Annotated in this window: 13 protein-coding genes and 4 pseudogenes; 7 read left to right on the forward strand and 10 right to left on the reverse strand. The window is 58.2% G+C overall.

Annotated features, from left to right (window positions below; translation table 11 throughout):
- Positions 1-73 precede the first annotated feature (73 nt).
- Complete coding sequence (locus tag RX331_RS23730; protein ID WP_317252310.1) at positions 74-2,119, reverse strand: FAD-dependent oxidoreductase; 2,046 nt, start codon at positions 2,117-2,119, stop codon at positions 74-76.
- Positions 2,120-2,320: 201 nt separating this feature from the next.
- Positions 2,321-3,727 carry an amidase gene (locus tag RX331_RS23735; RefSeq protein ID WP_317252311.1) on the reverse strand — a complete coding sequence of 469 codons (1,407 nt, stop codon included), beginning with the start codon at positions 3,725-3,727 and terminating at the stop codon, positions 2,321-2,323.
- 228 nt (positions 3,728-3,955) lie between these two features.
- On the opposite strand from RX331_RS23735, the gene RX331_RS23740 reads away from it, so the two are divergent.
- The 6 genes from RX331_RS23740 (at position 3,956) to argH (ending at position 12,908) form a co-directional block, all read left to right on the forward strand.
- Positions 3,956-5,602, forward strand: a complete 1,647-nt coding sequence (locus RX331_RS23740; RefSeq protein ID WP_317252312.1) for a peptide ABC transporter substrate-binding protein — start codon at positions 3,956-3,958, stop codon at positions 5,600-5,602.
- Positions 5,603-5,648: 46 nt separating this feature from the next.
- Positions 5,649-7,520, forward strand: coding sequence for a DUF3483 domain-containing protein (locus RX331_RS23745; RefSeq protein ID WP_317252313.1), 1,872 nt, complete (start codon positions 5,649-5,651; stop codon positions 7,518-7,520).
- Positions 7,517-8,563, forward strand: a complete 1,047-nt coding sequence (locus RX331_RS23750; protein ID WP_317252314.1) for an electron transfer flavoprotein subunit alpha/FixB family protein — start codon at positions 7,517-7,519, stop codon at positions 8,561-8,563. The genes RX331_RS23745 and RX331_RS23750 overlap by 4 nt, the downstream gene beginning before the upstream one ends.
- A gap of 116 nt (positions 8,564-8,679) precedes the next feature.
- On the forward strand, positions 8,680-9,336 hold the full coding sequence (locus RX331_RS23755; RefSeq protein ID WP_410708001.1) for a hypothetical protein: 657 nt from the start codon (positions 8,680-8,682) through the stop codon (positions 9,334-9,336).
- The gene (locus tag RX331_RS23760) at positions 9,323-11,353 is read left to right on the forward strand and encodes an FAD-dependent oxidoreductase (protein WP_317252316.1); all 2,031 of its coding nucleotides are present in this window, start codon (positions 9,323-9,325) and stop codon (positions 11,351-11,353) included. The genes RX331_RS23755 and RX331_RS23760 overlap by 14 nt, the downstream gene beginning before the upstream one ends.
- Before the next feature lie 55 nt (positions 11,354-11,408).
- The gene (gene argH / locus RX331_RS23765) at positions 11,409-12,908 is read left to right on the forward strand and encodes an argininosuccinate lyase (protein WP_317252317.1); all 1,500 of its coding nucleotides are present in this window, start codon (positions 11,409-11,411) and stop codon (positions 12,906-12,908) included.
- Between the two features lie 320 nt (positions 12,909-13,228).
- Here argH and RX331_RS23770 read toward each other — a convergent pair.
- Positions 13,229-13,444, reverse strand: a pseudogene (locus tag RX331_RS23770) (transposase); the annotation flags it as partial.
- Positions 13,445-13,706: 262 nt separating this feature from the next.
- Between RX331_RS23770 and RX331_RS23775 the strand changes: the two are divergent.
- Positions 13,707-14,925, forward strand: a pseudogene (locus RX331_RS23775) (IS110 family transposase).
- A gap of 317 nt (positions 14,926-15,242) precedes the next feature.
- Here RX331_RS23775 and RX331_RS23780 read toward each other — a convergent pair.
- From RX331_RS23780 to putA, 7 genes and pseudogenes are all read right to left on the reverse strand, one after another.
- Positions 15,243-15,500 (reverse strand): annotated as a pseudogene (locus RX331_RS23780) (transposase); the annotation flags it as partial.
- 53 nt (positions 15,501-15,553) lie between these two features.
- On the reverse strand, positions 15,554-16,936 hold the full coding sequence (locus tag RX331_RS23785) for an IS1182 family transposase (RefSeq protein ID WP_317252318.1): 1,383 nt from the start codon (positions 16,934-16,936) through the stop codon (positions 15,554-15,556).
- A 71-nt stretch (positions 16,937-17,007) separates the two neighbouring features.
- Positions 17,008-17,754 (reverse strand): annotated as a pseudogene (locus RX331_RS23790) (IS256 family transposase); the annotation flags it as partial.
- A 342-nt stretch (positions 17,755-18,096) separates the two neighbouring features.
- Positions 18,097-18,189 carry a hypothetical protein gene (locus tag RX331_RS38910; protein WP_410708002.1) on the reverse strand — a complete coding sequence of 31 codons (93 nt, stop codon included), beginning with the start codon at positions 18,187-18,189 and terminating at the stop codon, positions 18,097-18,099.
- Positions 18,190-18,456: 267 nt separating this feature from the next.
- Positions 18,457-18,837, reverse strand: coding sequence for a DUF3551 domain-containing protein (locus tag RX331_RS38915; protein ID WP_410708003.1), 381 nt, complete (start codon positions 18,835-18,837; stop codon positions 18,457-18,459).
- Between the two features lie 511 nt (positions 18,838-19,348).
- The gene (locus RX331_RS23800) at positions 19,349-20,680 is read right to left on the reverse strand and encodes an FAD-dependent oxidoreductase (protein WP_317252319.1); all 1,332 of its coding nucleotides are present in this window, start codon (positions 20,678-20,680) and stop codon (positions 19,349-19,351) included.
- Between the two features lie 246 nt (positions 20,681-20,926).
- Positions 20,927-24,598, reverse strand: coding sequence for a trifunctional transcriptional regulator/proline dehydrogenase/L-glutamate gamma-semialdehyde dehydrogenase (putA, locus tag RX331_RS23805; RefSeq protein WP_410708312.1), 3,672 nt, complete (start codon positions 24,596-24,598; stop codon positions 20,927-20,929).
- Between the last annotated feature and the right edge of the window lie 377 nt (positions 24,599-24,975).

The raw sequence follows: 24,975 nt of genomic DNA on the forward strand, positions 1-24,975 counted from the left end.
TTACGCCAAGCCTCGCGGGCAACGACCAGGGCAGCCCCCTTTTCAAACGTCAAGGCACCAAACCCAATCCAAGTCACATTGTGATGCAAAGCCGGAACGCGTCATAAATCGCGGCATGGATGCCGCGGCTGGAAACGGCATCCCCTATCCGAAACAAGGCGAATTTGCCGTCCCCGCTGGGGATATTTGGCTGGGGAGCTGTTCTTAGCAGCTCATCCAGGTTCGTATGCCCATCGTTTGTGGACTTGTCTCGTAGAGCTTGGAAAACCTCGTCGACCGGCCGCGTTCCGCGCTCGATAACGATCTGAGAAGCAACCAATTCGACGGTCTCGTCCGTCAAGACGTGTCTGAAGACAGCGGCAAGCTGATTTCCCCTTCGTTCAACCCGGCGGATTTCGAAATCAGTATAGAGCTTGACGCCAGCCTTCGCCATTTTTTCGCGATAGCTGACCTGTGAGAGATATTCCATCTCCTGCGAGACGGTATTGTCCAAGGTCAGGAAGCGTACCAAGTGCCCGGTTTCTGCCAACTGCAGCGCGGTCGAGGAAGCCTCGTGCCGTCCGGTGCCATCGAAAACGATGATATCGTCCTTTAAGGAATTGGGTTCTGAAAGCACGTCCCAGGTAGAAGCGCAGTGGTTGCCTCCTTCCACGCCGTCGATATCCGGGACCCCACCTGTTGCCACGATGACCACGTCTGGCTGCTCGGCGAGAATCTCGGGCTCGTTCACGTAGCTATTGGTCCTCACGTCCACTCCCAGCCGAGCGAGCTCGGATATGCGCCAATCAACGATCGCAATGAGATCCCGACGCCACGACGCCCTTGTGGCGAGCAATACCTGACCTCCAAGCCGGCCGGCCGCTTCGAAAAGAGTTACTCGGTGTCCACGCTCGCCCAAAACCCGCGCGGCCTCCATTCCTGCCGGCCCCCCGCCGACCACGACAATCTTGCGCCTCGGTCCGCTCGACCTCGGAACAACATGAGGCAAGAATGTCTCGCGGCCGCTGGAAGCATTATGAATGCAAGTTACGAGCCGATAGGTGCAGTGCGAGGCACCGACGCAAGGGCGAATACGGTCTTCCTGGCCTTCCAGGAGCTTGTTCACGATGTGAGGATCCGCGATATGAGCTCGCGTCATTCCCACCAAATCCAACATGTTATTGGCGATCGCAAACCGAGCCGTAGCAAGATCGTGGATCCTTGCAGCGTGAAAGACAGGAAGCTTGGTCTCTCTCTTAAATGCTGCAACCGGTTTCAAGAACGGGGCCAGCGGCTGCGCCATGTTAGGAATTGCGTGCTTGGCGAGACTGAGCGGGCTATCCACTCGCCCAAAATTGCAGTTGAAGAAATCGACCAGACCTTCTCTTTCAAAGATGCGGGCTATCTCCAGACAATCCTCGAAATTCAGCCCCTCGGGAGACTCTTCATCCACGACAAAACGAATGCCGACGACGAAGTCGTCGCCTATCCGACGACGAATTTCCTCGTGAACCATGAGGCCGAATCGAGCTCGATTTTCGATCGTGCCACCAAACCGATCGGTGCGAAAATTCGTGCGTGGTGAGAAAAATTGACCAATGATGTGCCCCCCCGTGAGGGTCTCGAGGCAATCCATTCCCCCTTCCCGAGCCCGGCGTGCCGCAAGTCCGTATTCGCTGATCACGCGGTCGATATCGTGCTGATCCATTTCTCGAGAGATTGAGCGGTGACGCATTTCTCGCATTCTGGACGGGCCGATCGCCGGAAGCCAATTGTGCACGGCATCCTCGGCGCGTCGGCCGAGGTGTGAAATTTGAATGCCAACGGCAGCTCCGTGCTGATGAACTCGATCGGCGAGCCTCTGGAGCATCGGCACGACCAGGTCCGACGAGATGTCTAGCTGGTGTCCTCCCCAACTCGAATCGGGACCGATCATAGATGAGCCGCCGATCATGGTGAGCGCCAAGCCTCCCTTGGCTTTCTCTTCGTGATAGCTTTGGTACCGTTCGAGAGGCAGTCCCTTTCCATCCAACGTCGCGGAATGACTCGTGCTTATGATACGATTGCGTAGTCGCATCCCCTTTATTTGAAAGGGCCGAAGGAGCGGATCACGCTCGCGTGCTGGTGACTTCAAGTTCATGAGCGTATCCGGTATTCGCCGCGGGTTCATCAGCCCAATAGGCAGGTGCGTTGACCAGGAATCCAAGATCGCGAGTTTAAACCGGAAGGCAGCGCCGAACCAATTCTTGATTGTTGCCCTCTATGCAATTATGAATTGGTCGCGATTACAGTGGCAATTTCTGGCACCTCAAAATCGACTGGGCCGGGCCACGGTATAGGGTCAATATCCCGTCGGTGGCACAAACAGCCCTTGCCGCTGAATTTCCAGAGCTCGACCGATTCTAAGCGCCATATGGTCATCGAAGCGGCGCACCACGATCTGCAGCGCCGTCGGTAACCCCTCCACGAGGCCTATTGGAATGCTGAGTGCAGCCATATCCATGAGACTGACGAAACGCGTGCAGATTCCCATTGGTGCGATGGTCTCGTGCGCCCCTTGAATGGGAGGAGCAGTGATCGGAGAGGTTGGATTCAGAAATGCATCGGCTCCATTGAGATAGCGGTTGAACTCCGACTGAACCAGGCGACGCTGATCCATCAGATTTAGATACTTATCGGCATCAAATTCACGGCCACGGGAAAGGCGGCTGCGGATCAGGGGATCGACGACGCTATCTGATGGTTCGGCATAGCGTCGCAGATGGTGCCATGCCTCCGTAGTTATGATGTTGCTGCCGAGAGCCGCATATTCCTTTAACGGCCGCGGCATCGACTTTTCATCGATGGTTGCACCCAGCTTTTCGAGCTCCAGAAGAACGGCCCGAAAATCACTAAGTATTGCCGGCGCAACGTCCTCCAAATCCTTGGATGACGGGACACGGAATGTCAGCCCAGAGATACCTCGTTCAAGGCTGACCATTGGATTGATGGGCTTGAGACCGAAGGTCGTTGGATCATCCGGGTCGTAACCCTGAAGCGCGGCGTGTAGCAACGCGACATCCTCAACGGACCGAGCCATTGGTCCAACCGTGTCGAATGACATGGCAAGGGGCCATACCCCGGCGCGGCCGACCAGCCCCAGCGATGTCTTAAGACCGATTATGCCGCACAATGCAGATGGGTTGCGCACCGAACCACCGGTGTCGGTACCGAGCGCGACCGGGACGAGCCCGGCTGCAACCGCGACACCTGATCCGCTTGACGAACCGCCCGGCACACGCGGCGTCGTTCGATCCCGCGGATTTACAGGCGTCCCGCAGACGGGATTGGTCCCCCATCCGCCAAACGCGAACTCGACCGTGTGGGTCTTGCCAAGAACGATCATGCCTTGATCGACGACACGCTTGACTGCTGACGCCGAAGTGGTTGCCGGCTGCGCCGCGATAGCTCTCGACCCTGCACCGGTTGGATAGCCTGCAACATCGAACAGGTCCTTCACGGCGATCGGAACGCCGTCGAGCGGCCCCTTCGAGGCGCCCTGCTCCCTCCTCTTGTCGGCATCCAGGGCCGCGGACCGGGCTTCCTTCTCAAATACCTCGATGAACGAATTGAGAGACGTGTCGTACTTTGCGATACGATCGATCAGCGTCGCCACGACTTCAACGGAGGTCAGCTTACCGCTGGCAAGTGCACGCCCAATATCAGCGGCAGTAGAGAACGCTACGTCAGTCGTTTGATCAGTTTTCATGCTTCCTCTCAGTGCACGGCGCGCAAGTCCTGCAATCACAACGTTCGTCGCACAAGATCTGGCTAAAGAGAAGAGCCGGCGCATCGGAAAGCGAGTTGGCGGCGATCACACGCGAGAGGCAGCTATATGCCGGCCAATGCAATTTCGTATACCGTGCAACAAATCTGTATTTGCAGGCGCGGGCGCAATAACCATAGGTTTTGAGGTTATTTTTCCGAGGTCGCCTGCATGAGCGGTTATACTCCCCAATTCACTTCGTTGGATCGCCGCGCGTTTCTTGCGCTCGGTGGCGGCCTAATTGCTGCAACGGCGACCGGTGCGCGTGCACAGGCCCCGGCAAAACCGTCTAAGCCTACCGGCCAGATTATCGTGGGAATCTCGCAGGAGGCGCGGGTATTGAACCCGCTAATGCCAGCGACCTTCTCGGACCACGGCCTGTGGTGGGCCATTTTCGATCCCTTGTGGACGATCGATCCGAACGGCAAACCTTTGCCCAGACTTGCGCGCGAAGTGCCAAGCACCGAGAACGGCGGCATTTCAAGCGACGGATTGAACTGGCGAATTAAGTTGCGCGATGATGTCACGTGGCATGACGGCAAACCGTTCACCGCAGAAGATGTTAAATTCACGATCGAGCTAATAAAGTCGCCGGATTTCCCGGCCAGGACGCGGCTGGGCCACGAGCTCGTTCAGGATATCCAGGTGATCTCGCCATACGAGATCAGCTGGAAAATGAGCAAGGCCTACTCGCCATACATTTCAGCGCTTGCCGCCTGCTGGATCATTCCCAAGCATGCCTTCGACGGGCAGAACCCGACGACCGCGCCGTTCAACAACGAGCCAATCGGGACCGGCCCCTTCCGGTGGAGCGAACGGGTCGCCGGCAACCAAATCCTTCTGAAGGCGAATACCAAATATTATGGCGATGGCCCCTACGTTGATCGCGTCATCTACAAGTACATCCCCGATCTCAATGCTCTATACGCCCAGTTCCAGACGGGACAGATCGACTACATTGGTGCCCAAGGCATCCTGCCGAACTTCTACAAAGACGCTGTCAAACTGCCACAGCGCAAGATCTGGCTGAGCATCTCGCCGGGCTTTGAGATTGTGCAGTTCAATCTCAGTCTACCGATTTTTCAGGATAGGGCCGTGCGTGAGGCCTTGTACGCAGGCATAAACAAAGAGGTTATGGTTGATGTGCTGAACTATGGGTTGGCCAAACCCACAGAAAGCATCCTTCCCCCCAGCCATTGGGCGTTTAATCCGGGACTACCGGTCCAAAAGTATGACCCAGCTCACGCAAATGCGCTGCTTGACGCAGCGGGTTGGAGGCTTGGCAAAGGCGGCATTCGCGAAAGAGACGGCCGCCCCTTAGAATTTTCGCTTTCGTCGACCTCAGGCAATCAGCTCCGCCAACAGATCGAGCAATATCTGATGCAGGACTGGCAGAAGATCGGTGTATCCATCAAGATCGACAACAAGCCTGCCGCCGAGCTGTTTGGCAACTTCTTTAACCAGTCCAAATTCGAAGCGATTCTGCTTACATCGATCTGGTATCAAAACGGCGATCCAGATTTCAGCGGACGCCTTAAGAGTGACAAGGTTCGAGCGAGCGGCGGAATGAACTATTCGTTCTACAAGAACGCAGAGCTGGACAAGCTGTTGGAGGACGGGGCTCGCTCATTCAACCAGGATGAGCGGCGCGCAATTTACCAGAAGGCGGAAGCGCTCGTGCGCAACGACCTGCCGATGTTGCCGCTTTTCCATGCGCCGATTATCGAAGGCACGAAGGAAAACCTGATCGGCTATGAAGTCAACGTCAACATGACGATGCAAACTTGGAACATCGGTAGCTGGTATTGGGCAACCTGACAGCTATCGCGATCTATGGAGCTGGCTCGTGAGAGCCAGCTGGAATATGGGACTGACTATTCTCGCGCTTTGGAGCGCCGGTTTTGCGGTCTTGTGCATGGTCTTGCGTGCAAGGCGGTGGTTCGGCGGCGCGCCAGCGGATGCGCCGAGCTTTACAGATATTCTGATGCTCCCACGCCGCTATTTTGTCGATGTTCACCGTGCTGTGGAACGTCGGCCTGCTGCCGCGCGCATGCATATCTTGCTCGCTGGCGGGCTCGTCGCAACATTCCTTTTGGCCCTGCTTGCGCTGATCGGCTGGGTTCATGGCAGGCTGGGAGCCGGCCTGCTTGCGTTGGCTGGGACGGCCGCGCTGACCGGAACGGGGTTGGCGGCGGCCCGCCGACTGCCAACAAGACCCGCTGGGCTTTCCGACGGAGCCTTTTTCTACCTCCCTGTGGCGCTGGGCGGCAGCGTGATCTTTTTCATGCTTGTAGGCATTCAAGCTTCACTTGCGATCAAAAACGTACTGATTTCCTTCGAGGGGTTGCTACTGCTGGCTCTCGGGACGGTCTCGCTTACGGTTGTCGCTTATTGGATGGCGTGGGGACCAATGCGCCACGCCGTCGCCGGCGCATTGCATCTGGTTTGGCACCCCCGCCCTAAGCGCTTTCGAGGCGCGACCGACACCGCTCTTAAATCGATGGATTTTGATGCGAGTAAGCTGGGAGTCGAAAGACTCAAGGATTTTCGACAAAACCAGATCGTTGGCTTTGACGCGTGTGTCCAATGTGGCCGCTGCGAGGAAGCCTGTCCGGCATTTGCGGCGGGACTGCCACTCAATCCGAAAAAGCTAATCTTTGACCTGGCGAACGCTGGATTGGCCACCAACTATTCCGGCTCGCCCTATCCGGGCTTCTCGGGTCAGAGAGCTCCGGGAAGCGGCGCTCTGATCAGCGAGGCCGGCGGCATTACTCCCGAGACGCTATGGTCCTGCACGACCTGTCGGGCCTGCGTCTCGGCTTGTCCGATGATGATCGAACATGTGGATGCGATTGTAGACCTGAGGCGGTTTCAAACCCTGGAACTAGCCGCCACTCCGGGAAAAGCACCGTTGCTTTTGACGGAGTTGTGCGATTCTGACTCGCAAGGCGGCCGCGAGCTCGCCTCACGCTTCGACTGGGGCATCGATCTTAATTTGAAGATCGCTCAAAGGGGGCAGCCCTTTGACGTTCTGTTGTGGGTGGGCGAAGCCGGGTTCGATCTACGCAATCAACGCAGTCTGCGTGCGTTCGTAAAATTGCTTCGTGTTGCCGGGGTCGATTTCGCCGTACTCGGCGCCAATGAACGCGATTGCGGCGACGTTGCCCGACGTCTGGGCGACGAGATTACCTTCGCACGTCTCGCATGTGATTGCATTGCAGAACTGTCGCCGCTGTCATTCGATCGAATCGTTACAATGGATCCGCACATCGCTCATTGTGTTGGGCGGGAATACGCCGCATTCGGTGCATCCTATAAGGTGGAGCACCACACGACATTTCTTGCAGAATTGCTGCAAACCGGGCGCCTCAAACCGGTCGGGAGCGCTCTCGAAAGCGTCACCTATCACGACCCCTGCTACCTGTCGCGCTACCTGGAAGAGACCGACAGTCCTCGCGACTTGCTCGATGGGCTCCGCATTCCTCGCTTCGAGATGAAGCGACATGGCCGCAACTCCTTCTGTTGCGGTGGCGGTGGTGGCGCTCCCGCAACGGACATTCAGGGGCAGCGGCGGATCCCCGACCTCCGGATGGAGCAGGCAATGGAGACCGGAGCGACGACCTTGGCAGTCGCCTGTCCGAACTGCACGGTCATGCTCGAGGGGACGGCGAACCCACGCCTCGAAGTCCGCGAGATCTCGGAACTCCTACTTGATGCGTTACAGGAAGGCCCATGACCATGAAGCCAGCCTTGCCGCGACGCAATCCACGTGAGGAGCGAGGCCATAGCGGCAATCGGATAACGCGTCGGCCTCTCGCCGAAGACCCCTCCTCGCCCACATCGGCAACTGAGCCGACGTCCTGGGTCCTCGCAATCCCCGATGCGCTCGATGCTGCTCTTAGCAGTCACGACGAGGATATGTTGGCATGCGCTCGGATCCTGGCGGACACCGTTGACGCTGGCGTCGTTGTGATCGTACCGCCTCGCGTGCAAGGTCTGAACGGCCGCGGCATAGATCGCATAGCCACAGTCCCGGTCCATGGAAATACCTATGCGAACGACACGCGTGTTGCCTTTATCACTGAGGTGATGGACGAATTGAGGCCACGCTGGTCCGTGTTGCCGGACACCATTCACGGCGGCGGCGATCTAGGTCGCCAATTGGCGGTTGTGCGAAAAGCGAAAATCGCGACGGCAGTGAAGACCGTGAAGGGACAGCAGATCATTCGATCGTCAGCAAATCGAACGCGCGAACAGAGTGTTGAAGATGCTGATATCCTGCTGGTCTTGCCTGAAAGTGCGAAAGCGATCCCTCACCGAGGACCTGATCCGCGAGCCTTCTCGCCGGTCTTTCATTGTCCCAGGGAACGCGTACGCGACTTTGGCTTTTTGCCGAACGATCCAGAGACAACGCCGCTGGCCGAAGCCGATTTGATCATAAGCGCCGGTATCGGAGTGACCAATTGGGAGGACTTTTACGCCCTTGCGAAGACGCTCGGTGCTGCCATCGGCGCAACCCGCCCGGCTTGCGACGCGGGATTCGTGCCGCGCTCCCGTCAGGTGGGCGCATCGGGCACGATTGTTGATCCGAGGGTATACCTCGCCTTCGGAATTTCCGGCTCGCCTCAGCACCTGCAAGGTATCAGTAGCTGTCCGAACGTGATTGCGGTGAACACTGATCTTCATGCTGCAATCATCAAACGGGCGAACCTCGCCATAATCGCGGACGCGCAGGAAGTGATGCCGGCGTTGCGTGCGCGAGCGGCGCAAAGAACATGACACCGGTGACAATCGTCTTGTTATCGATTGGACGACATCCCTCGTCAGGCCGCCCGCGAGCCGCCGAACGCGACGCCCGCGCAATCGCCGTGGCCCGCGGCCTCGGTCGACCAATCGTGGGCGTGCATGCAGGTGAACCGCGGGACGAGTTGCGGCAATATCTTGGGATGGGTCTCGCTCGTCTCGACGTCATAGCAACGGAGGCTGAAGCCGATCCCGTTCCAGCACTTTGCGCCTATCTCGATAAGAACCCGGCTCCAATTGTTCTTGCCGGCAGCCATGCAGAGACAGGCAATGATACTGGGCTGCTGCCTTATCTAGTGGCCCCCCACATAGGCGCAACTATCATTCCGGGCATCGTAACCATCGCGCCCCAACGCGACGGCACCGGGGTTACACAAACCATGACTCGCGGCCGTCAGCGCGAGCTTTTTGTGCAGGGTCGAGCGCTTTTCACGGTGGGCAGGAGTGGCCCGCCCCCACCTCAAATCGCCTGGGCTCGCGCGCGGCGAGGTCAGCTTAACGTCATCGCGAATTCGCAGGTCGAGGTGATCGAGGATCTTCAACCGAAAACCACTAGCGAGCGCCCGGCCCGTCATCGTCCCAAACGTATCGGCCCTGTTGATCTGCACACGAGAGCCAGCGGCGGTGCGCTTACCGGCCTGACGGCTGACGAGGCTGCTTGCATGATTCTGGACTATTTGGAGCCGCTTTTGGTGTTGCCTCAAGCGGCTCTGGAGACAAAGCAGGAGAAAACAAATGCTTCAATATGAGGCAATTCTAAAACCGTTGAAGATCAAGAACCTCGTCTTGCGGAACCGCATCTTCAGCACGAGCCATGCTGATAAGCTGCCGATCGACGGAGTACCCGTGGAGCGACAGCAGCGCTATCACGAAGAAAAAGCCAAGGGCGGCATCGCGCTCTCGATGTTCGGCGGCTCTTCCTCTGTCTCGCTCGATTCTCCGGCAGAACGGATGAACGCGGTTGCCCTGCATAGCGATTCAATTATTCCCGAATTGCAGAACTTTTCCGATCGCCTCCATCGCCTCGGCACGGCTATCATGATTCAGATTACACATATGGGGCGCAAGAACCGCTACGACACTGGCGCCTATATCGTACCCCCCGCTCCCTCCCCCATCCGTGACGCGGTCGTTCGCAGCGTAGCGCGCGAGATCGACGAGTTCGACATGAAGCGTATTATTACAGATTTTGGCGAGGCCGCGAAACGATGTGAGGCGGGACACCTGGATGGCGTTGAATTGATGGCAAGCGCCAACCATCTCATCGACCAATTTTGGTCGCCAACAGCAAACAAGCGAACTGACAGATATGGAGGAAGCCTGGAAAACCGCATGCGATTTGGTTTGCAGGTACTCGAGCATGTCCGCAAGGTCGTCGGCAGCAATTTCCTGATTGGCATGCGCATCTCGGGCGATGAGATGATCGAGAACGGACTTACCGGCGACGATTGCATCAAGATCGCGCAAACATATGCTGGCACCGGCATGCTAGACTTCATGAATGTCACGGCCGGGCATCGGGTCAATGCGATTGGTTATTCCACCTACCTGCCGAACATGTATTTTCCTTCGGCCCCCTATCTTTATCTGGCGAGCGCAATCAAAGCGGAGCTCGACATCCCTGTCTTCCACGCCAACAAGATTGCCGATCTAGCCACAGCCAATCGCGCCGTTGCCGAAGGTCACATTGACATGGTGGGCATGACTCGGGCCCATATCGCCGACCCTTACCTTCTCAAGAAGGCCCTGGAGAATCGTGCAGACGACATCAGGCCCTGCGTGGGTGCAATGTATTGTCTTTCTGGACGCGGAGCGCAATGCATTCACAACGCCGCAGCAGGGCGTGAGACAATACTGCCGCACGTCATTTCTAAATCTGACACACGACGTCGTATTGTCGTGGTTGGTGGTGGGCCCGCGGGGCTTGAAGCAGCGCGCGTCAGCGCCGAGCGCGGACATGCCGTAACCTTGTTTGAAGCCCAAGACAAACTTGGCGGGCAGCTCAATATCGCCTCTCGCGTGAGCTGGCGTGAAAGCTTGAGCAACATTACGCGATGGCTCGAGGGTCAGGTCAAACGGCTTGACGTTGATATCCGGCTTGGGAAGGCTGCAACGGCGGATGATATTGCCACGCTTGCGCCGGACGTGGTCATCATGGCCACCGGCGGACTGCCAAATCTGGACGACATAGAGGGACTGGAACTCGCTCACACTACCTGGGACATTCTGGGGGAACGGGTACCGCTCGGTAAGAACGTCCTGATCTGGGACTTGATGGGCCAGGAAGCAGGGATATCCTGCGCCGAGTTCGCAGCTGAGCGTGGTTCGGTTGTCGAGATGGTGACCTATGACCGAGCGCCAGCGGAGGAGGTTTACCGCAACAACCAAACAATTTTCCTACGCGAGACCTACAAAGCCGGCGTTATTTTTACGCCCAACCTTGAGCTCAAGAAAATATACGCCGAAGGTAACTCGCTGATTGCTGTCTTCCGCAATACCTTCACTGAAGAGGACGAGGAGCGGCAGATCGATCAGATCGTCGTGGAACGCGGTGTGGTTCCGAATTTAGGGATTTACCACGAGCTAAAGTCGGAGTCGCGCAATCTCGGCGAAATTGACATTGCCGCCCTCACCGCCGGCCGGCCGCAGCAGATCGTCAACAACCCTGACGGACAATACAACATCTTCACGGTTGGCGACGCTACCGGCGGGCGCGACATCCATTCTGCGATTTACGACTCTCTGCGCTTGTGCAACTCACTGTGAGTCTGCGAACGCCAGCATCGGATACCCGGCGTGCGGGACAGACGGAGAAAGCGTTATGGACAAAGACATGGCACAACGAAGCAGGGACGGCTCGCGGTTTGGGCGTTCCAGCAAGCCACTGGCGCCGGAGCTCTTAGAGCTCAATGTGTTAAAGAACACAACGCTGCTGGAGGAGCGGTTTGAGCATGAGGTTCAAATTCACCGTGCTCATACGGCCATGCTCGAAAGGCAAGGCATTATCACAAAAAGCGAGGCAGCCGCTGTTCTGAGCGGCGTGGAGATCGTCCACCAGCGTGCGACGACCGATCCAGGTTTGAAAGCGTACATCGTGTTCGAGAACGCAGTCATACATGAGGTCGGGGAGCCCGCCGGCAAGATGCACATCGGGCGTAGCCGCAACGATCTCGGCAGCACGGCCATTCGAATGTATTATCGTGATCGGATCAACGAGCTAATTGACGCCCTGTGCGACTTCAGAAAGGTACTCGTTGCTGTCGCCGCAGAACACACCGAGACGATCACAATGGTCTACACCCACTCGAGGCAGGCACAGCCGAATACTCTTGCTCATTATCTAATGGCCCACACCGAGTCACTTGGCAAACACGTCCAGCGGTATGAGGATCTTTACAAACGTGTCAACCAGAGCCCGCTGGGCTCTGCTGCTTCTGCTGGAACAGGCTGGAACATTGACAGACAGTTCGCGGCTGAGTTGCTGGGCTTTGATGGTGTGGTTGTCAATACGATTGAAGGCGTTGCTGGTCGAGATCACATTGCGGAATTTGCTGCCGTCAACACCATATTGTTGTCTGGGTTGTCGCGCTTAGCCGTAGAAATGACCGAGTGGCAAACCGATGAATTCAGCTTCATCGACCTTGACAGCGGCTATACCGGCAACAGCAGTATCATGCCCCAGAAGAAAAATCCCGTCGTTCTGGAGGCGGTAAGGACCATGGCAGCAGCCGCTCTCGCGACCCAGGTTGGGGTGATCTCTTCTCTCAACGCTACGCCATATCAATTCAGCTCGATCAGCTTGGGGCTCGCAGCCGACTCAATCGATGGGATCCTCGCCACGATCCGTGCGTTTGCCGGCGCAATCTCCACGCTCAAGGCGAACACGCAGAGAATGTTCGAAAATGTCTTGGGCAGCTTTGCAATGATGACGGAGCTGGCGGACACTATTGTCCGAGAGACAGGCATTTCCTTTAGAAAGGCGCATGACATTGTGGCTCACATCGTTGTTGAAAGCATCGACACCGATAGAGCGGCGAACGCGATAGATGCCGGACTAATTGCCAGGGTCTCGAAGGCACTGCTGGGCGAGGAATTGCGGATCGATGAGAAGAAGATCACCGGGGCTCTCGATCCAAGAGCCAACGTAGAGAGGCTCCGAGTCGTAGGCGGGCCCGCGCCGTCAGCGGTCCGAGCTCATATTCAGCAAGTAGAAGAAGAAATCGAGGCGACGGCTCGGCGTCTGGAGAGCCGGAGGGGATCTCTCATCGAGGCTCGCATGGCGCTCCACAAGAACGTCGCGCTTATCCTCGCTGCGCCCTGAGCAAAAGCACCTGAAAGCTGTGGCCGCGGGCTGGTTCGAGCGGAAGTGAGGATCCTGCCAACGATCAAAGGCCTGCGGATCAAGACTATTAGCCATACCGCCCCGGTGATGCCGAGATCTTCCCTCACCCCTTCTGCCTGCTGCGTATCGCGTCGGATACTCGGTCATAGCCAGTTTGACTCCGGTTCCGAGCTCTGCAAGCAAGCTTCGCGCTAGATTTGGATCATAAAGTACTCTGCGGTAGTCCGGTCGATCGTGTCCCGCGGCGTGGTGTAGCTGACGGCCGGTCACCGCCGATTTTCCGGCGGGTCGGAAAGGGATCAGCCTGCCACGGCGGGCAAGCCGACGATGGGATCATCGCTCAAGGGCGCGATGGTTTCCAGTGTCATATAGCGGGCGCGCTGGACGGCCCATTCGTCATTTTGCTCGAGCAGGATCGCACCGACGAGGCGGATGATGGCGTCTTCATTGGGGAAGATGCCGACCACTTCGGTCCGCCGCTTGATCTCGCCGTTGAGGCGCTCGACCGCATTGGTAACCGGTATGAGATGTCTCGGTGCCAACGTTCCGCTGCGGTATTCTACATCGTAGCGTATGGTGCGACCATCGGGACAGAGGCGCCGGGAGCACGATGTGCGGGCAGGCCGATACATACGATGAGCGGAGAGCTCGAGTTAGTAGCTGGCCGCCTCTGCGACTCGCCCGGTTGCGCCGAGAGCGCGAATCCGTAGTTGTCGTGTCGCCCGCAGCTCCCGTCATGTATCTGGCAGGAGGTGCCGAATGCGACGGATAATTGGCATTGATGTCCACCGAACCTTTGGGGAGGTGGTGTTTTGCGAGGACGGCAGGCTCCGACATGCGGGCCGCATTGATATGACGCGGACAGCGTTGGAGGGATTTGGCAAGACCCTGGTGGGCAGTGATGAGGTGGTGGTCGAAGCGACCGCCAACAGCATGGCGGTGTCGCGGGTTCTGGCGCCGTTCGTGGCACGGGTGATTATCGCCAATCCGCTGCAGGTGAAGGCGATTGCCCAGGCTCACGTCAAGACCGACAAGATCGATGCCGGCACGCTCGCCAGTCTGCAGGCGGCTGGGTATCTGCCGCAGATCTGGACGCCTGACGCAGCGACCGAACGCAAGCGTCGGCTGGTGGCACGGCGCTACCAGGTCGTGCGGCATTGCACGCGGCTCAAGAACGAGGTGCATTCGATCCTGCACGCGCACCTGATCCCGAAGTGCCCGCACGCCGATCTGTTCAACGCTCGCGGCCGGGCGTGGTTGGCCGCTCAACAGCTTCCAGACGATGAGCGCGCGGCGATCGATCGGCACGTCCGTGAGCTTGACCGGCTGGCAGAAGACCTGGCCCTGCTCGACCGCGAGATCGCGCAGAACGCCATCGACGATTCCGCGGTCAACCGATTGATGACGATCACCGGCGTGAATCTGGCGGTCGCCGCCGGCATCGTGGCGGCGATCGGTGATATCAGCCGGTTCAACAGCCCGCAGAAGCTGGTGAGTTATTTCGGGCTGAATCCGCGGGTGCGGCAGTCCGGGCTGGGAGCCGCCCACCACGGCCGCATTAGCAAGATCGGCCGCAGTCATGCGCGTGCCATGCTGGTTGAGGCGGCTTGGGCCGCGGCCAAGGCGCCCGGTCCACTGCATGCGTTTTTCGTCCGCATCCGCGCCCCGGCGCGGCCATCAGATCGCCGCTGTCGCCGTGGCTCGCAAGCTCACTGTGCTCTGCTGGCATTTGTTGATGAAGGGCGAGGATTACTTGTGGGCGCGCCCATCGCTGGTCGCCAACAAGACCCGCGCGATGCAGCTTCAAGCCGGACATCCACAACAGAAAGGCAACCGGCGCGGGCCAGCCTATGCCTACAACATCAAGGCGCTACGTGACCGCGAGATGTTGATTGCCGCCCAGGCTGAGCAAAGCTACGAGCGCTCGGTGACGCAATGGAAACCACGGCGGCCAAAAACCGGCGCGCGGGCGCCTCAGCTCGGCAGGACAAAATAGGCAGCCTGGTGGCGCTTGCAGCCGATGCGCCACGCTTCGCCACGAGGTCGCCCCCGCCCGACAACCATAATCGCGGCTGACGGCAAGGTCTAGCCACGCCAGGAACGCAGTCCCGTTCCACGCCAGCGTGCCGTCGTGCTCGGGCCGGTCAAGGCCAAGCCTTGCGGTGGCCGCAAATGCGGCCAGCCTTGACCGCCCCTGCGCGCGTCGGCTGCGAGATCGGTGGCCGGGACGGAAGAATGGCCCGCAGCGCGACCGAACAAAAGAATGGACTTACCGTGATCTCCGCACTCGTTGCTTCGGCCATGAAGAAATCGCTTGTCCATCTCATCCGTCGAGTGCAGCTTGGCGCGGTGCGGAGCCGGGAAGCTCATATAGGCGAGCACGTCGGGCTCGGCTTCATCCATGAAGGCGGCGAGCTTGGGCAGGGGACGGATCTGGTCGGCGACCTTGCGCCACTGCGTCCTGGCCGCTTCGGCATCGTCCTGGGCGAAGGCGGTGGCGATAAAGGCCGAGACGACGCGCCTTCCGCTCTTGCCGGCATGCGCCAGAACGTTGCGCATGAAGTGGACCTGGGGGTCGTTGAAGAAGTGGTTCACCGATCCACTCGATCCGGCAACCGGCCCATTCATGCCTTCACCTCAACCCTACACGGTCGCGATGCCAACAGCGACGCGTCGAGGGAGACGATTAAGCACAAAAGAAGAGCAACAAGAGCGGCCGCCAGCCGCTTGAGGTTGATGGCGGCGGCTGTCAGGTAGGCCTGGATCTTCATGTTCGGTAGACCGCGCCGTATGGCGCGCGCCAGCCCATGCCAGGTCTTGGCTTCGCCATGGAAGCCCTCTGAACGCCAGCGATGGCGCTGATAGAGCCGTCGATCCTGCCAGCTCCATTGCTCGCGACGGCGGCGGGCGCGAAGCAGTGCAGGATAATCGTTACCCACAACAACTGCCTTATTAACTCGCCCCTTCGATAGGCAGTCACCCTTGAGTGGACACCGGGAGCAATCTTTTGCCTTCGAGTAAAAGAAACGGCCATGCTTAATGGGTCGCGCGGGGCGCAAGATACGTCCTCGCGGGCACCTCAAGATGTCCTGCTTAGCGTCGTACCGGAAGCGTCTGAGCGGTACGCGACTCTTGATCGGATCGGCTTTAGCTGGGATCAGAGCATCGATGCCGCGCCGCTCAAGAGCGCCGTAGACCTTAGCGTAGGCATAGCCGGCATCGGCGGTGACCGTTTTGATTTCAATGCCTGTAGTCGCTTCAATCTCATCGACTTGCGGCTCGATCATCTCGCCTTCATTCGTTTGTCCAGTTGTGACCGCGACGTCCAAAATGACGCCGACCTTGTCGTCGACGGCCGTGTGCTGCTTGTAAGAGGGCTCCAGCCGCCGATTGCGGGCATTCGTGGCCATCGTTGCATCGGGATCGGTCGTGCAGACCTTCTTGTACTTGCCGCTCTGTCGGCCCGTCCTCTCAACCTCGCTTTCATCCTCGCTTTGATTTTCGCTCAGTACATCCAGCACATGTTGCTCGGTGAGGCTGTCCCAACTCACGTTAGCGCGGATCAGCGACGCATCGATGTGGACCACCCCCGCTGTGGCGATCTTGGCGTTCAGGCAGGCCTCGACCGTGCGCTTGAATATTTTACGGAACCGCTCTTCGCCCCAGCGTTGGCGAATGCGCGTCAGGCTTGAATGATGCGGTAGTTGCTCATGCAGGCCATAGCCGGCAAACCAGCGGATCGCGATGTTGACCTGAGCTTCACGCATCAGCTTGCGATCGTGCACGATGCCCGTGAGCAGACCGGCGAGCATCAGCCGTACCGCCGCTTCGGGATCGATGCCGGGCCGGCCCTCATTCGCGCAGTAACAGTCGGTGACCTCTTCCCTTAGCCAAGACAGGTCGAGTACACGATCGACCCGCGCTAGCACATGCACATCTGGGACGAGTTGTTTGAGCGAGCCAGTGATGAACAACTCAAGCTGATCCCGCTCCTTGCGCCCCAGCATCTCGTTTGCTCCGCCGATTGCGAATCGCCGACATAAACGGAATCAGATGATTCGGACTTTTTCAACGATCCCACCTGGCAGCGCTGCCAGGTGGCATTGAGCACCTTGGCGACGGTAGCCTTGATGCCTTCGTGGGCATCCGAGATCACCAGCTTGACGCCACGCAGGCCGCGGCGGGCGAGCTTGCGCAAGAACGCGGTCCAGAACGTCTCGGCCTCGGACGGGCCGATGTCCATGCCGAGAATCTCGCGCCGCCCGTCACTGTTGACGCCGACCGCGATGATCACCGCCACCGAGACGATGCGGCCATTCTGGCGCACCTTCACGTAGGTGGCATCGATCCACAAATACGGCCAGTCGCCCTCGATCGGACGGGCGAGGAAGGCCTTCACCTTCTCGTCGATCTCACCGCAGAGCCGGCTCACCTGGCTCTTGGAGATTCCGGTCATGCCCATGGCCTGCACGAGATCGTCCACCGAACGGGTCGAGACGCCCTGCACATAGGCTTCCTGGATTACGGCGGTCAGTGCCTTCTCGGCCATCCGGCGCGGCTCCAGGAAACCCGGGAAGTAGCTTCCTTTGCGCAGCTTGGGAATGCGTAGCTCGACCGCGCCGGCCCGCGTCTCCCAGGTCCGGTCGCGGTAGCCGTTGCGCTGGGCCAGCCGCTCGGCGTTCTTCTCGCCGTAGGCCGCGCCGGTCAGCCCCGCGACCTCCAGCTCCATCAGCCGCTGGGCGGCAAAGCCGATCATCTCGCGCAAAAGGTCGGCGTCTGGGGCCTTCTCCACGAGCGCGCGAAGGTTCATCATCTCGTCGGTCATCGGTGGTTCCTCGAATCAGGTTGGTGTCAGCAACCCGACCCTACCGGCGAATTGCCGGTGACCACCGCAAAGCCGTCCGCCCGCGACGGCGCTATTTGAGGGCGCGCGTGGGACGGCTTGCTCTACCGAGCTACACCATCACTGAGGACACGACCGTCCGGTCGTAATAAGACTCGCCCTGGGGACGCGGAATACCACTGGACTAGCATCGGCCAGCTCGGCCTTCTGTTGGAGCGTAGGCCAGTAGCCCCCGGTGCATCAAAAACTGCACATTCTGAGTAGGCACATTGGAGACCAGGCGACAACGACAAGGGGTAATTCAATGTCCCGATCCCCAACATTTCATGATCTGTCCGCGTGAAAGCCTATCCTACTCACTAATAGCGGCAGCGCGCCCGCAGCCGCCGTTATTCTCAGCAGGGTCCTGCGGGTCATTTCCGTTCGAGATCTTCCCTGATCCGAGGCTACTCTTGCGGAAACTCATGCAAAATCGGAGGGAAGCAATCGATCTCTTGATTTCCGTAAGAGCCATTAGGACCCTTGACGTGTTAGTCTTAGTATTGGGCGCTGCGCGGACCCGCGAGATGAACCAGCCAACCTTGGGCGACCTTGGTTGCCTGCAGAGTCTGTTCGCGCGGATCGACCCGCGAGCCTCAAGGGGGAGACACTCGAAGCAAGCCGCAAGCAAGCGGAGAATCGATCTTAACGTTTGCGGTGACGCCCTTCATAGGCCGGGACGACGGCGCGCGGGGCGCGAAAGGCAACGCGTGGATTGATGCCGCAGAAAGCAACGCGACCAGATGCGCTTGCGAGGCACTGCTCGTATGTCTCGTAAGAGCAGTCGCCAGGATAACCCATATCTCTACCCTGGACGCACCAAGGGTAGGCGGTTGCGGGCGCGGCGGCTGCAACAGCCAGCATGAATAGCGCGGTACCCAGAAAGATGCCTTTTCGTATCATTGTAATCTCCTTCGACCTGCTCCGGCTAATCGAGTGCAACCCGCAGCTATGCCGATCGTCTTGAATCATCCGGCCCTCGGCAGAGCGTCCTTCGGAGAGCGCGGGGAAAAGAGTGCACTCCATTCCAAGAACGAGAGCGGCATTTCCACTAGGTCGAAACCGGAGAAACTAGACATGCATCCAGTATCTGCTGGCTGGTGGCAGTTGCGCGCCCCGCACGGAGCTCACCTCCGAATGCGCCCTCGTCATACGTTGTCAAAAGTCCAACCGGATCAGCACCCACTAATTATCCATCACTGTCGGTTTGTATCCACTTGCACTCCGAGTCAAGACCCAAGCTTTCTTGTCATGCAGAGCTGTCATCCGATGAGTGTCGACGCCCGACCTCGGAGGACGCGACGGATAAGTCTCATCTGCATCAGCAGGAGTGGTAGTGCCGGCCCGGACCAGGGCGATCGCTAGTTTAGCAGTTGCGAGTTGGACTCTTGGAGGCAGCAGTGAGCTCTCACCTGCCAGGCCTAGATGCAGGCAGGCGTAGCACGAACGCCGCAGCCCAAATTGAAGCGTTCTTCCATGAGCTCAAAGAAACACATCTACTGCACTGCAGCGTTTCGACATTACTGCAAGCGATCTATCAAAGAACACCCGTATTTGGATCGCCTAAGAGTTCACCCATCAGCATTTTGTCGTCATATCGCGATAAGCTTAGTTTCGGAGCGAAGCTTGGAAGTTCTGCTTGGGAGATCCAGCCAGCGCACAACGATCCGGTTGCGCATGCGGCCATAGTCCCGAAGCCAGAAAGGGCACCGGCTATGAAGGCTCCTTTCGTACGCATTGGCCCGATGAGCGGCCAATTCTCCTTCGTCATGGTGTAATATCCGCCGTAATGCGTGATCCGCCGCGGCAGACGCCCATAATACTGCTTCAAACGTCCATGGAGACGGCTCGCTGCTCTAAGGACAATGTCGGGGAAATTGGGATCGATCGGCGGATTATCCAGCGTCGGAGAAGATGCGCGATTATAGGCCCAGCCGAGTTTGATCCATTTTCCCTGGTCGCCCCCCTCAGGGCGACAATGAATTCCTCCGGGCATTGGACGAGCCAACCAAGCGGTCTTTGGATCTTCCAAGAGCATTTCGCGTTCCTGATCAGTCCAATCAATCGATTGGCCGTCCAGGTCGATCGAGAATGGCATTCGGCGATCGATAGCACCGAGAGCATCGGCAAACGCGATCTTCTGCTGGAAAACGTTCTCTACCGGCAATCGTTCTCCGAGCATTGCTGCAATCTCGGCGATGTAGGGGCCCGCAGCGTTCACCAGAATTTCCGATTGCAGGACCTGATCACCTTCCCGACCGGCCAACTTGAGCGTAAAGCCGTTCTGCTTGGAGGCAATTTCGACGACACGAGCCGAGATTACGATTCCGCCCAATGCGCGGATGCTTTCGAGCATGAGGCTGCCAAGCTGTTGCCCGCTAATATCGCCGGCTCTGCGAATATGAAGAACGGTCTCGATCCCAGGATCGAACTGGGGAAAGCACTGACGAATCCGCTCAGAGCCCTGAATAATGTCGACCCCATCAGGGGATTTGTCCCAATCCGATGAAATTGCAGGCGTATATGTCGAGGGGAATTTCTTGCCATGGATACGGATCCGCTCGCTGGCTTTCGGCCCATAGCCCCTGTGTAGCTCCTCGAGCAGCGCATCCGGCTGCGGCTCTCGCGTAGCAAGTACGTATCCCCGACGCGTCATGTGAATTCGATTGTCATACCGGCGAGCAATCTCTTCAAGCAGATCAATGCTGTGGTCCGTAAACTCGGTCATGATCTCATGCGGCCACCAATTGCGATAATTTTCGCCGGATGCGGCAGACGTCAGACTCATCGGCGCCTGTTGATCTATAATGGCGATACGCAAATTTGGGCGCTGGCGCGCCAAATAATATGCGCAAGCAATGCCCGCCACTCCAGCTCCAACCACGGCGACATCTGCTCTAGAGTTCATTTCGTCTCTCTCTTTTTTCCTCAACGTCCATTGTCGCTATGTCATTGCGACCGAAGAACACGTCCTTCAACGGCTAACTTGCCGCGCATTTCCACCTCTTTTTGGAACTCGACTTGAGCGCCTGCTCTTTCTTGCGCAGACGTGCGTCTGCCTAAGATGATTGCTCGCCTCGCTCCAGCTTCATGTGCGACTTCGATTTTCGATCACCTACCCCATTGACATTAGGCTTGCATTGCCGCCGGCGGCGGTCGTGTTTGTCGATATGCTTGTTTCCTTGACGAGCCTGTCGAGATCGTAGTCACCATCGGACGACGTCCTCACGATGACCTCGACAATTTTGTCGGAGCGTTGAGCTAATTTGCTATTCACTGCGACAAGCTCCTTCGCTTTGCCTTCGAACAGCACCGCTTCAAGTCCGTCGGCTTTCCACCACTGCTCGACAAACCAGACATGCTTCTTGGCTTCCCCTGGCAGGGTAGCAAGTACTGCACGAACCGGGTTGTCGGCCTCCACAATTGCCAGATTGCCAGTTGCAAAGATGGCCCCGATTTGAATCAACAAGCCGCGTTCATCGCGCGCAAGCGCAGCAATCGGCCCCCGATGACCAAGACAGTAGCGATTGCTCTCACCCACTGCTCCCGGCAATAGGCTCTGCGCTCCGAATAAAGAGCGCGCCAGTTGCGCTTCGAAACAGCGCATCTCGTCCAAACGTCTCTCAGCACGGCACCAATGAAGATAGGCGAGAGCTGCATTGGACGGAACGCTGGCGTGATCTAAGGGCTTTGACTTCCGAGGGCTGGCGATAAGTCGGCCGAGATAGAGCGGGCCTCCCGCCTTTGGACCGGTACCTGAGAGCCGAGTGCCTCCAAATGGTTGAACTCCAACTACTGCGCCAATGATGTTTCGGTTGATGTAAATATTCCCCGCCACGACTTTATTGACGACTTTTGCGATCGTATCGTCTATGCGGGAGTGAAGGCCACACGTTAATGCATACCCACTAGCGTTGATCTGATTGATCAGACTGTCAAGCTCGTCTCGCCGATAGCGCATGACGTGGAGTACAGGTCCAAAGACTTCGCGCTCAACTTCTGACACTTTCGAGATTTCGATGATCGTCGGACACACAAACGTACCGTGCTCGGTACCACACGGCAGGGCCAGCTCTTCGACGGTATGGCCGCGGCGCCGCATGGTCTTAACATGCGATCGAACATTTTCCCGCGCCTCCTCGCTGATCACCGGCCCCACGTCGACGGAAAGGCGGGAGGGGTTGCCGATTTCAAGTTCCCGCATCGCCCCGCGGAGCATTGCGAGAACCCTATCGGCCACCTCTTCCTGGAGACACAATATGCGCAGCGAGGAGCATCGCTGGCCGGCCGAGTCGAAGGCGGAAGCCACTACGTCAGCGACAACTTGTTCTGCGAGCGCAGATGAGTCGACCACCAAGGCATTTTGGCCACCGGTTTCCGCAATCAGCGGGATTGGTCGTCGACCATCTGCGCTCAGACGGCCGGCGAGCTGCTTTTGGATAAGGCGAGCGACCGTTGTCGAGCCGGTGAACATCACGCCCTGTATGCGCGGATCAGCGACCAACGCCGCGCCGACCTCACCGTCGCCCGGCAGTAATTGCAAGACGTCATTGGGAATACCAGCCTCATGAAGGAGGCGAACCGCCTCTGCCGCAATGAGAGGTGTCTCTTCGGCTGGTTTAGCGAGCACGGGATTGCCTGCGGCCAGTGCAGCAGCCACTTGACCGACAAAAATCGCCAGCGGGAAATTCCATGGGCTAATGCAGACGATAGGTCCAAGCGCAGACACATTCTCGGCTGCGACCAAGCGACGGATTTCGGACGCATAGTATCGCAAGAAATCGACGGCTTCGCGCACCTCCGCTATCGCGTTCGCGTAGGATTTGCCTGCTTCTCGGACAATCAGTCCGACGAGAATTGACGTCCGTGCTTCCAGCTGATCCGCGGCGGCGTTGAGCTGAGCAGCCCGCTCTACTCCGTTTGTAGAAGACCAGGAGCGAGTTGCGTCAACTGCCCGCATCAGTGACGCGCCGACGTCGGAGGACGCAGAATCGCGCACATGGCCTACGACGTCGCGCTTGTCGGCTGGATTGCGAATTAGCCGAGTCTCACCGAGTCCTGTCGCCCCGAACGTCGTCGCTTTCCATTCAAGCTTGGCGCTCTTGGCGAGCGCTTCGCCAAGCAGCAGCAACTCGCGCTCATCTGAGATGTCGATACCCATCGAGTTGGCGCGATCACGACCATATAGATCGCGTGGCTTGGCTATTCCGTTGTGTGAAGCGCCCAATGGAGCGATCGCCTGCGCCTCAGAAACTGGGTCTGCGATCAGATCCTCAACAGGAACGTTCGAATCCGCAATCCGGTTGACGAAAGAGGTATTCGCACCATTCTCGAGAAGACGACGCACCAGATAAGCGAGCAAGGTCTCATGCGATCCAACTGGTGCATAGATGCGGCAGGGCCGGTCGAGTTTGTTGATGCCGACCACCTCTTCATAGAGTGGCTCTCCCATGCCATGAAGGCACTGAAATTCGTATTGGCCACGGTAAAAGCTTGGACCCGCGATTTGGATAATCGAGGCAAGTGTCCTTGCATTGTGGGTCGCGAATTGTGGGAATACGGCGTCTGGGGCTGCCAGGAGCTTGCGCGCGCAAGCAAGGTACGAAACGTCAGTATGAACCTTCCGGGTAAAAACCGGAAAATCCTTCATCCCGTCAACCTGCGTACGTTTGATCTCGCTATCCCAGTAGGCACCCTTGACTAGTCGGACCATCAGTCGACGCCCCGAACGACGGGCAAGATCGACGATCCAATCTACGACGAAGGCGCAGCGCTTCTGGTATGCTTGCACCACAAAACCAAGCCCACTCCAGCCCGATAGATCGTCGTCAAAGCATAGTGATTCGAAGAGATCGAGCGAAAGATCGAGCCGGTCCGCTTCTTCAGCGTCTATATTGAAGCCAATTTGGTAGTGCTTTGCCAGCAAAGCCAGTTGCTTTAGACGGGGAGATAGCTCGGCCTTCACACGCGCTATCTTGCTTCGGCTATAGCGCGGATGAATAGCCGACAGCTTGATTGAGATGCCTGGCCCTTCGTATATGCCGCGCCCTCGTGAGCTCTTCCCTATCGCATGGATAGCCATCTCGTAAAGCAAAAGGTAACGCGCGGCGTCCTCCGCGCTGGTTGCCCCCTCTCCCAGCATGTCGTACGAATACCGGAAACCGCGCGCTTCCATCGTTCGGCTGTTTGACAGAGCCTCTTCGATCGTCTGCCCAGTCACGAACTGCTGGCCCATCAGACGCATGGCCAGGTTAACGCCATGGCGGATAAGGGGTTCACCGCCGCGCCCAATGAGGCGCGTAAGCGCTGATGAGAGACTACCTTCATTTGCGGGTCCCGTTAGGTTCCTCGTGACTAACAGTCCCCAGGTCGCTGCGTTGACAAACGGCGATGGACTATTGCCAACGTGGGCACGCCAATCGCCAGCCGCTATCTTGTCGCGGATAAGCGCATCCCGGGTTGCGGCATCCGGGATACGAAGCAGCGCCTCGGCGAGGCACATGAGGGCGACACCCTCCTGACTCGAAAGTGAATACTCATGCATCAGGCCTTCGATGCCACTCGAGCGCGTTTTACGGCGGAGTTGCACGACGAGATATCGTGTCAACGCGCTGGCTTGCTTCGATGCCTCGTCGGGAAGCTTCGCAAGATCTATGAGACGCGCGACGCAATCGGGTTCGGCTAGGCGATAGGCGCGGGTAATCTCTGCGCGCAGCTTGTCCTGCGGACGCTCGCTCGCATCAAACTCAGCAAATTCCGCCCGAGCAATCGAATGTTCTGGGACGATACCGTGCCGATCCTCACGAATCCGCCTATCTGTCACACGGAATCTTTCTGATGAATGAGAGCCACGCCAAAGCCAAGGCGAGCCAAGACTGAGATGGTACTCACTGCAGGCACTCCCACGCGCCAGGCGCGAGGCCATCCGCGAGGTAAAGCGTCAAGGAGATTGTGATTTCGACAATCACGTCGAGTCCCAAAAGGACCGCACGGAATCCGTGCGGAAGCCATACTGCACTTGGGCACCCTCGCCACGGCAGCTTATTATCCAATATATATCTTTTTGGATACCATATCAATATGGTTGTGCTCGAACGAAGCCGAAAAGCAGTGCGTCAAGGCACGAGGACTCCCAGCATTCCCGCGCGGGGGACGGTGGAAGGC

Origin of the sequence: Bradyrhizobium sp. BWA-3-5 (assembly GCF_032917985.1) — a bacterium.
In the GTDB taxonomy this organism is placed as follows: domain Bacteria; phylum Pseudomonadota; class Alphaproteobacteria; order Rhizobiales; family Xanthobacteraceae; genus Bradyrhizobium.

Bases quoted from the DNA above. Each gene is read 5' to 3' on its own strand.
- RX331_RS23745 (WP_317252313.1), top strand. From the start codon at position 5,649: ATGGGACTGACTATTCTCGCGCTTTGGAGCGCCGGTTTTGCGGTCTTG.
- RX331_RS23740 (WP_317252312.1), top strand. From the start codon at position 3,956: ATGAGCGGTTATACTCCCCAATTCACTTCGTTGGATCGCCGCGCGTTT.
- RX331_RS38915 (WP_410708003.1), bottom strand. From the start codon at position 18,837: ATGGAGTGCACTCTTTTCCCCGCGCTCTCCGAAGGACGCTCTGCCGAG.
- RX331_RS23750 (WP_317252314.1), top strand. From the start codon at position 7,517: ATGACCATGAAGCCAGCCTTGCCGCGACGCAATCCACGTGAGGAGCGA.
- RX331_RS23730 (WP_317252310.1), bottom strand. From the start codon at position 2,119: ATGAACTTGAAGTCACCAGCACGCGAGCGTGATCCGCTCCTTCGGCCC.
- RX331_RS23760 (WP_317252316.1), top strand. From the start codon at position 9,323: ATGCTTCAATATGAGGCAATTCTAAAACCGTTGAAGATCAAGAACCTC.
- RX331_RS38910 (WP_410708002.1), bottom strand. From the start codon at position 18,189: ATGACCCGCAGGACCCTGCTGAGAATAACGGCGGCTGCGGGCGCGCTG.
- RX331_RS23785 (WP_317252318.1), bottom strand. From the start codon at position 16,936: ATGCTGGGGCGCAAGGAGCGGGATCAGCTTGAGTTGTTCATCACTGGC.
- RX331_RS23735 (WP_317252311.1), bottom strand. From the start codon at position 3,727: ATGAAAACTGATCAAACGACTGACGTAGCGTTCTCTACTGCCGCTGAT.
- argH (WP_317252317.1), top strand. From the start codon at position 11,409: ATGGACAAAGACATGGCACAACGAAGCAGGGACGGCTCGCGGTTTGGG.